The following is a 6358-nucleotide window of genomic DNA, read 5'->3' on the forward strand; positions in this document are numbered from 1 at the left end:
CTCGACCCACCTCGGCGACCTGACCCGCGAGGGACCGGACGGCGTACGCCCGGGCGCGCTGCGCGGGGGCCAGACCGCCGCCGACACCGCGCTGGCGAGCCTCGACGTCACGGGCTACTCACGCTCGCGCAGCACGGTGCTGCCGAGGAAGCGGCAGGGCGCGACGCGGATGTCTCCCTACATCCGCCACGGCCTGGTGGCGCTCCCCGAGGTGTGGGACGCCGTGGCCGACGCGCCCGAGCGCGACCGCGGGAAGTATCGCGACGAGCTGCTGTGGCAGGAGTACTCGCGCCACCTCTACGCCCGCGTCGGGCCGGCGCTCGGCCACGCGCTCCGGCAGGAGCAGCCCCGGGCCGGCTCGAGGTCGGGTGTGTGGACCTCGCAGGAGGCGTGGCCGCGGGAGATGACGTGCATGGAGCACGTCGTGGGCGACCTCGAGCGCGACGGGTGGCTGGTCAACCAGACCCGCATGTGGCTGGCCTCGCAGTGGGGCGTGCGCGCGGGCGCGACCTGGCGCGACGGTGAGGACGAGATGTTCGCGCACCTGCTCGACGGCTCGCGCGCCGCCAACCGCCTCGGCTGGCAGTGGACGGTCGGCACCGGCAGCGGCAAGGCCTACGGGTTCAGCCGCTGGCAGGTGGAGAAGCGCGCGCCCGAGCTGTGCCGCGCGTGCCCGCTGGCCGATGCCTGCCCCATCGAGGACTGGCCCGAGCAGGGCCTCGGCCCCGATGTCGACGGCCCCGACCTGGGCAAGGCGGAGGTGCCGAGTGGGCCGACCGAGGTGGAGGGCCCGGGGGACGGCGAGCGGGTGTGGCTCACCGCGGAGTCGCTCGGCGCCGGCGACCCGGCGCTCGCGGCCGACCCCGATCGGCCGGCCGTCTTCGTGTTCGACGAGCCGCTGCTTGCCCGTCTGCGGCTGTCGGGCAAGCGGCTGGTGTTCCTCGCCGAGACCCTGGGCGAGCTGGCCGGTCTGCGCGAGGTCGAGCTCCGGCGCGGCCACGTCGTCGCCGAGCTGGACGGCGTCCCGCTGGCCACGACGTACGCCCCGGTGCCGGGATGGGCCCGCTACCGCGCGCGGCTCGACGTACGAGAGGTGCACCCGTGGCCGTGGCTCGTGCAGCCGCGGCCCGCGAGCGTGCGCTCCTTCAGCGCGTGGCGCCCGCGGTCCGGGCGCTGACCCAGCAGGGGTCGGTCGTCAGTTGGTCTGACCGACGGCGGACGTCGGGCTGAAACGAGCGACCAGGCGCTTCTCGGCGATCATCGCCGCGCGGTACTCGTCCCAGTCGGGGTGCGGCTCGCCGGCGACCGCCTCGTAGTAGGCACACAGCGCGTCGCTGGTGGCGTCGCCCGGCTCCGTCGTGACGTCGGAGAGCTCGACGGTGCCGTCGAAGGAGACGTAGGACCACGACTCCGGCTCGCTCACGTGGAGCACGATGCGGGAGTCGCGGCGCATGTTGGCGGTCTTGGCGCGGTCGTCGGTGACCGAGACGACGAACGTGTCGCCGTCCAGGGCGTAGACGACGTCGGAGGACTGCGCCCGACCGTCCTGGCGGAGTGTGATGAGTACGGCGTGCGTGCGGGTGGCCGCCCAGGCGGTGGCGTCGACGAGGTCCATGAGGTCAGTCTGCCGCTGCCGTGGTCGGCGAAGGGGTGAGTCGACGGTCGAGGTAGGACGCGACCGAGAACAGCGCGAAGAACAGCACCAGCACGCCGAGGCTCGTGACCGCCACGGCGCCGGCCCCGTCCTCGCGGTGGTCGAGGAACGGGTAGGGGAACCAGCCCGACAGCCCGCCGACCGTGAGCGTCACGCCCAGCCACGCGAGGGGCCAGAGCAGCGCCAGGCCGACCTCGCGCCGCGTGATCCGAGGGCGCGGCCCGAACACGCCCCAGCCGATCAGGGCGAGCACGGGAACGACCATGTGCAGCAGCTTGTCGGCGGTCCAGTCGGCGCCGCCGAGGTCGAGGAGCGGACGCAGCAGCACGAAGTGCACCAGCCCGGTGACGGTGATCCCGACGATTCCTGCGAGTCGCAGCACGCGCCATCCCTGGCCGTCGCGCAGCGGGTCGCGGGCCAGGGTGACCGCACTGATGGCGACGAGCACGTTGCTCTGCACGGTGAAGTAGGCGATGAAGCGTGCGAGACGTAGGCCGAGCTCCGGCGGCTCCACCTCGTCGAGCACCTGCCCGCCGCGAATCACCAGCACCAGCTGGAGGGCGATCGCCGCGATCGTGACCACGGCGGTGAGGAGGTGCCAGAACTGGGCCCGGGGGAGCGTCATGCCCGGAGGCTAACGACTCCGCCGCGGCCTCGCCTGGCGCATCAACCGACCGGACGCACCTCGACCTCGTGCGCGAGCATGATCGCCTGTCCGGACACCGGGTCCATCTGCGCGGGTCCGCCGGGCACGACCGCGTTGATGTTGGCGCCGGCGAGGGCTCGGGCTCGGCGTGGTCCGGTGGTCGCATGGCCCCAGCCGTGGGGCACCACGACGACGCCCGGAGCGACGTCGTCGGTGAGGGAGACCGTCACCTCGACGGCTCCGGTGGCGCTCGAGACCTCGATGGTCGCGCCGTCGGCGATGCCGCGGGCGGCGGCGTCATCGGGATGCATCAAGGCGGTGTTGCCGTCGGGCTGACGGATGTGGGAGTTGTTGTGCATCCACGAGTTGTGCGAGCGGCGGTCACGACGTCCGACGAGGCGGAGCACCCCTGGTCGTGACAGCTCGGCCTCGCTCGCCTCGAGCCGGGCCAGGTCGGCGACGAGGTCGGCGGGGGCGAGGTCGACGAGTCCGTCGGAGGTCGCGACCCGCTTGCCGAGGAACGATCCCGGCTCGGTGGGCGGCAGCAGCACACCCTCGGGCCGGCGCTTGAGCTCGCCTAGGGTGGTGCGCCGTCCCCAGCGAAGCAGCACCGCCAGCAGGGTGTCCATGGTGACCTGCGGTGAGCGGGGGAGCCGACGCAGCAGCCGGTTGAGGCGCGGGAGCGTGTGCGCGGCCGTCACTCCCCACGGACGCACCCCGGAGGCGAGAGCGAGGTCGGAGAAGATCTGCCACTCGGTGCGGCGCTGAGCCAGCGGTTCGACGACGGCCGGGGTCCACTGGGCGTGCGGCACGATCTGCAGCGACTGGTGCGAGGCCGGGAAGTCGGGGCGCTCGAGCATGTCGGTGGCGGGCAGCACGTAGTCGGCGTACGCCGCGGTCTCGTTGCGGTAGAGGTCGACGCTGACCATCAGGTCGAGGTGCGGGAGCGCCTCGGCCAGCGCGTCGCCGGGCACCGAGTGGGCGGGATTGCCGGCCGAGACGAAGAGCGCGCGCACCCGGTCGGGGTGGTCGGTGGTGATCTCGTCGGCCAGCGCCGCGACGGGGAAGGCCCCGGCTACCCGGTGCCAGCGGCCGTCGGTGGTGCGGTGGTCGTCGAAGCCGCCCAGGCCGATCAGCGAGGACAGCCGGAGGGTGTCGAACGCGCCGCGCGGCACGAGCAGGCCGCCACGGCGGTCGAGGTTGCCGGCGAGCAGGTTGATGCCCTGGAGCAGCCAGTAGGCCACCGAGCCGAACGGTCCCATGTTGACGCCGGTCGAGCAGTAGAGCGCGGCGCCGCGTCCGCCCTGCCCGACACTGGCGGCGGCGTACGACGTCGCGAGGTCGCGGATCGTCGCGGCCGGAATGCCGGTGACGGCTCCGGCCCGCTCGGGGGTCCAGGGAGCGGCGGCCGCGACGAGGTCGTCGACCCCGCGAGCGACCTCACGGGCCGGGGCGAGGTCGAGGCCGACCTCGACGGTGAGCACGTGCAGCATCGCGGCCAGCAGGTAGGCGTCTGTGCCGGGCCGGATCGGCACGTGCTCGCCGACCCGTCGCGCGGTCTCGGTGCGTCGTGGGTCGACGATGACGACCCGGCCGCCGCGCTCGGTGATCGACGACAGCACGCCGGCCGCGTCGGAGACCTGGAGCACCGACATCTGGCTCACCAGCGGGTTCGAGCCGAGGCAGACGAAGAAGTCGAGGTGCTCGAAGTCCGGCACGGGGTGCACGAGCGAGAGGCCGTACATCTCGGTGGAGACGTGGAACTTGGTGTTGACGTCGATCGAGTGCGACGCGAAGACGTTGGGGGAGCCCAGCGCCTCGACGAAGGCGGTCGACATGACGGTGCCCGAGAGGGAGAAGAACGTCGGGTTGCCCTGGTAGAGCGCCAGCGCCCGCGGACCGTGCTCGTCGACGAGGCCTCGCACCCGCGCGCCGATCTCGGTGAGCGCCTGCTCCCAGGAGACCTCGACCAGCTCGCCGTCCACGCGCTTGAGGGGGACGTCGACGCGGTCGTCGTCGTGGTGGAGAGCGCCGAGGCCGAGGCCCTTCACGCAGCAGTAGCCCTTCGTGACGGGGTGGTCGCGATCGGGGCTGACCTTGACGACGCGCTCCTCGCCGGTGTCGCGGTCGGTGTCGACGTCGACGACCAGCCCGCAGTGGACCTCGCAGATCCGGCAGAACGTGCGGGTCGAACGAGTCATTCAGCTTCTCCTCGGCGGGTGGCACAGTGACGTCCATGAGTATCGATGACGCCGACCGGATCGTGCTCGACGGACCAGCGATCGAGGCAGAGGGCCTCGCCGACTGGCGGGTGCTCCACGGCGTGCTGCACGCGCGCTTCCGCACCGGCGGGTTCAACGCCGGGGTGACCCTCGTGCAGGCGATCGGGGCCGCGGCCGACGAGATGGACCACCACCCCGACGTCGACCTCACCTACCCGAGCGTCGACGTCCGGCTCAGCAGCCACGACGTCGGTGGGGTCACGCGGCGCGACGTGATCCTGGCGCGGGCCATCAGCGAGATGGCCGTGCGGTTGGGGGCGAAGTCCGGTCCCGAGGTGACCTCGGTGCTCGAGCTCGCCCTCGACACCCACGACCTCGAGGAGATCAAGCCCTTCTGGCGAGCGGTCCTCGGCTACGCGGACTCCGAGGCGCCCGACGAGCTGGTCGACCCGACGGGCAAGCGCCCCACGATCTGGTTCCAGGAGTCGGCGCCGCACGAGACACCGCACCAGCGGTGGCACCTCGACCTGCGGGTGCCGCCCGAGGTGGTCGAGGGCCGGATCGCGGCGGCGGTCGCGGCCGGCGGCACGCTCGTGGGCGACGAGGCGGCGCCGATGTTCTGGGTGCTGGCCGACCCGCAGGGCAACCAGGTGTGCCTCACGACCTGGCAGGGTCGCGAGCGCGCCTGACTCCGCTGCGCGGGACCGGTCAGAGGGCCTCGCGCCACGAGTGCTGCGGCGCGTAGCCGAGCAGCTCGCGAGCCTTGTCGATGGAGTAGAAGGTCTCGTCGGGTGCCATCTCGCGGCGCAGCTCGACGCCATCGTAGAAGTCGGCCCGGAGCTCGTCGGTCGTGGCCGCGACCGACAGGTCGGCCGCGGCCACGTTGAAGACCTCGTAGCCGAGGCCGTCGACCTCCAGGCAGCGCTGCACGATCTGTCCGAGGTCGCGGGTGTCGATGTAGGCGAAGAAGTTGCGGCGGCGCAGCGCAGGGTCGGCGAGGAAGGCCGGGAACTTCTCGGCGTACTCGTGCGGCTCGATGACGTTGTTGATCCGCAGGCCGTAGACATCTGCACCGGTGCGGGCCTGGAACCCTCGGGCGGTCGCCTCGCCGGCGACCTTCGACATCGCGTAGGCGTCCTCGGGCACCGTCGGGTGTACCTCGTCGACCGGCACGTAGTCGGGTCGCCGCTCGCCCTGCGCGAAGCACACGCCGTACGTCGTCTCGGAGGAGGCGAAGACGACCTTGTCGATGCCGAGCCGGGTCGCGGCCTCCAGGACGTTGTAGGTGCTGAGCACGTTGACGGCGTACGTCGTCGCGTCGGGCTGCAGGAGGATCCGTGGCACCGCGGCGAAGTGCACCACCGCGTCGTAGGTCGGCTGCTCGTCGAGGTCGAGCTCGCTCATCCGGGCCAGGCCGGCCATCGCCGAGTAGGTCTGGCCGGCGTCGGTGAGGTCGACCCGCAGGTCGGCGACGTCGGGGTGGCCCAGGGGGACGAGGTCGGCGTTGGTGACCTGGTGGCCCTGATCAGCGAGGAACGCGGCGACGTGCTGGCCGGCCTTGCCGCTCCCGCCGGTGAAGAAGATGCGCATGGCGCCAAACCTAGGTCGCTGCCGAAGTGCTGAAGAAACATGCTCGTGAGGTCGCCGGCTGAGCGTGAGACCCGGCTTCTCTGATGCCTTTGTTCAGCACTCCGGTCGCCCCCAGCAGGACATCGGCCCGCCGGGTCCCGTGGATGGCGCGAACGCCCACATGACGGGACGCTCGTCTCAACATGTGGGACCGTGGCAGACTCTCCTACTGCCCCGCGGGGGCAGCGGCTACGGTAGAGACAAGAT

At 72.1% G+C, this 6358-nt stretch carries 6 protein-coding genes; 2 read left to right on the forward strand and 4 right to left on the reverse strand.

The window, feature by feature from the left end:
• Positions 1-1177, forward strand: a 1177-nt coding sequence (locus VOI19_RS11745) for an FAD-binding domain-containing protein (RefSeq protein WP_323793147.1), incomplete at its 5' end; no start/stop codon positions are given.
• An 18-nt stretch (positions 1178-1195) separates the two neighbouring features.
• Here the strand turns inward: VOI19_RS11745 and VOI19_RS11750 are convergent.
• Genes VOI19_RS11750 through VOI19_RS11760 form a run of 3 tightly spaced genes read right to left on the reverse strand, consistent with a single transcriptional unit; the run spans position 1196 to position 4501 of the window.
• Positions 1196-1615, reverse strand: a complete 420-nt coding sequence (locus VOI19_RS11750; protein WP_323793148.1) for a PPOX class F420-dependent oxidoreductase — start codon at positions 1613-1615, stop codon at positions 1196-1198.
• A 4-nt stretch (positions 1616-1619) separates the two neighbouring features.
• Entirely contained in the window at positions 1620-2279 is a 660-nt protein-coding gene (locus tag VOI19_RS11755) for a Pr6Pr family membrane protein (RefSeq protein ID WP_323793149.1), read from the reverse strand.
• A 41-nt stretch (positions 2280-2320) separates the two neighbouring features.
• On the reverse strand, positions 2321-4501 hold the full coding sequence (locus VOI19_RS11760) for a molybdopterin-containing oxidoreductase family protein (protein ID WP_323793150.1): 2181 nt from the start codon (positions 4499-4501) through the stop codon (positions 2321-2323).
• Between the two features lie 35 nt (positions 4502-4536).
• On the opposite strand from VOI19_RS11760, the gene VOI19_RS11765 reads away from it, so the two are divergent.
• Positions 4537-5211 (forward strand): VOC family protein, encoded by a 675-nt coding sequence (locus tag VOI19_RS11765; protein WP_323793151.1) that lies wholly within the window; start codon positions 4537-4539, stop codon positions 5209-5211.
• A 19-nt stretch (positions 5212-5230) separates the two neighbouring features.
• Here the strand turns inward: VOI19_RS11765 and VOI19_RS11770 are convergent, their stop codons facing one another.
• On the reverse strand, positions 5231-6112 hold the full coding sequence (locus tag VOI19_RS11770) for an NAD(P)-dependent oxidoreductase (protein WP_323793152.1): 882 nt from the start codon (positions 6110-6112) through the stop codon (positions 5231-5233).
• Positions 6113-6358 lie beyond the last annotated feature (246 nt).

Source organism: Nocardioides sp. (genome assembly GCF_034670285.1).
Taxonomy (GTDB): Bacteria; Actinomycetota; Actinomycetes; order Propionibacteriales; family Nocardioidaceae; genus Nocardioides.

Excerpts from the sequence above, each read along its gene's own strand:
- VOI19_RS11750 (WP_323793148.1), bottom strand. The coding sequence starts at position 1,615 with ATGGACCTCGTCGACGCCACCGCCTGGGCGGCCACCCGCACGCACGCC.
- VOI19_RS11755 (WP_323793149.1), bottom strand. The coding sequence starts at position 2,279 with ATGACGCTCCCCCGGGCCCAGTTCTGGCACCTCCTCACCGCCGTGGTC.
- VOI19_RS11760 (WP_323793150.1), bottom strand. The coding sequence starts at position 4,501 with ATGACTCGTTCGACCCGCACGTTCTGCCGGATCTGCGAGGTCCACTGC.
- VOI19_RS11765 (WP_323793151.1), top strand. The coding sequence starts at position 4,537 with ATGAGTATCGATGACGCCGACCGGATCGTGCTCGACGGACCAGCGATC.
- VOI19_RS11770 (WP_323793152.1), bottom strand. The coding sequence starts at position 6,112 with ATGCGCATCTTCTTCACCGGCGGGAGCGGCAAGGCCGGCCAGCACGTC.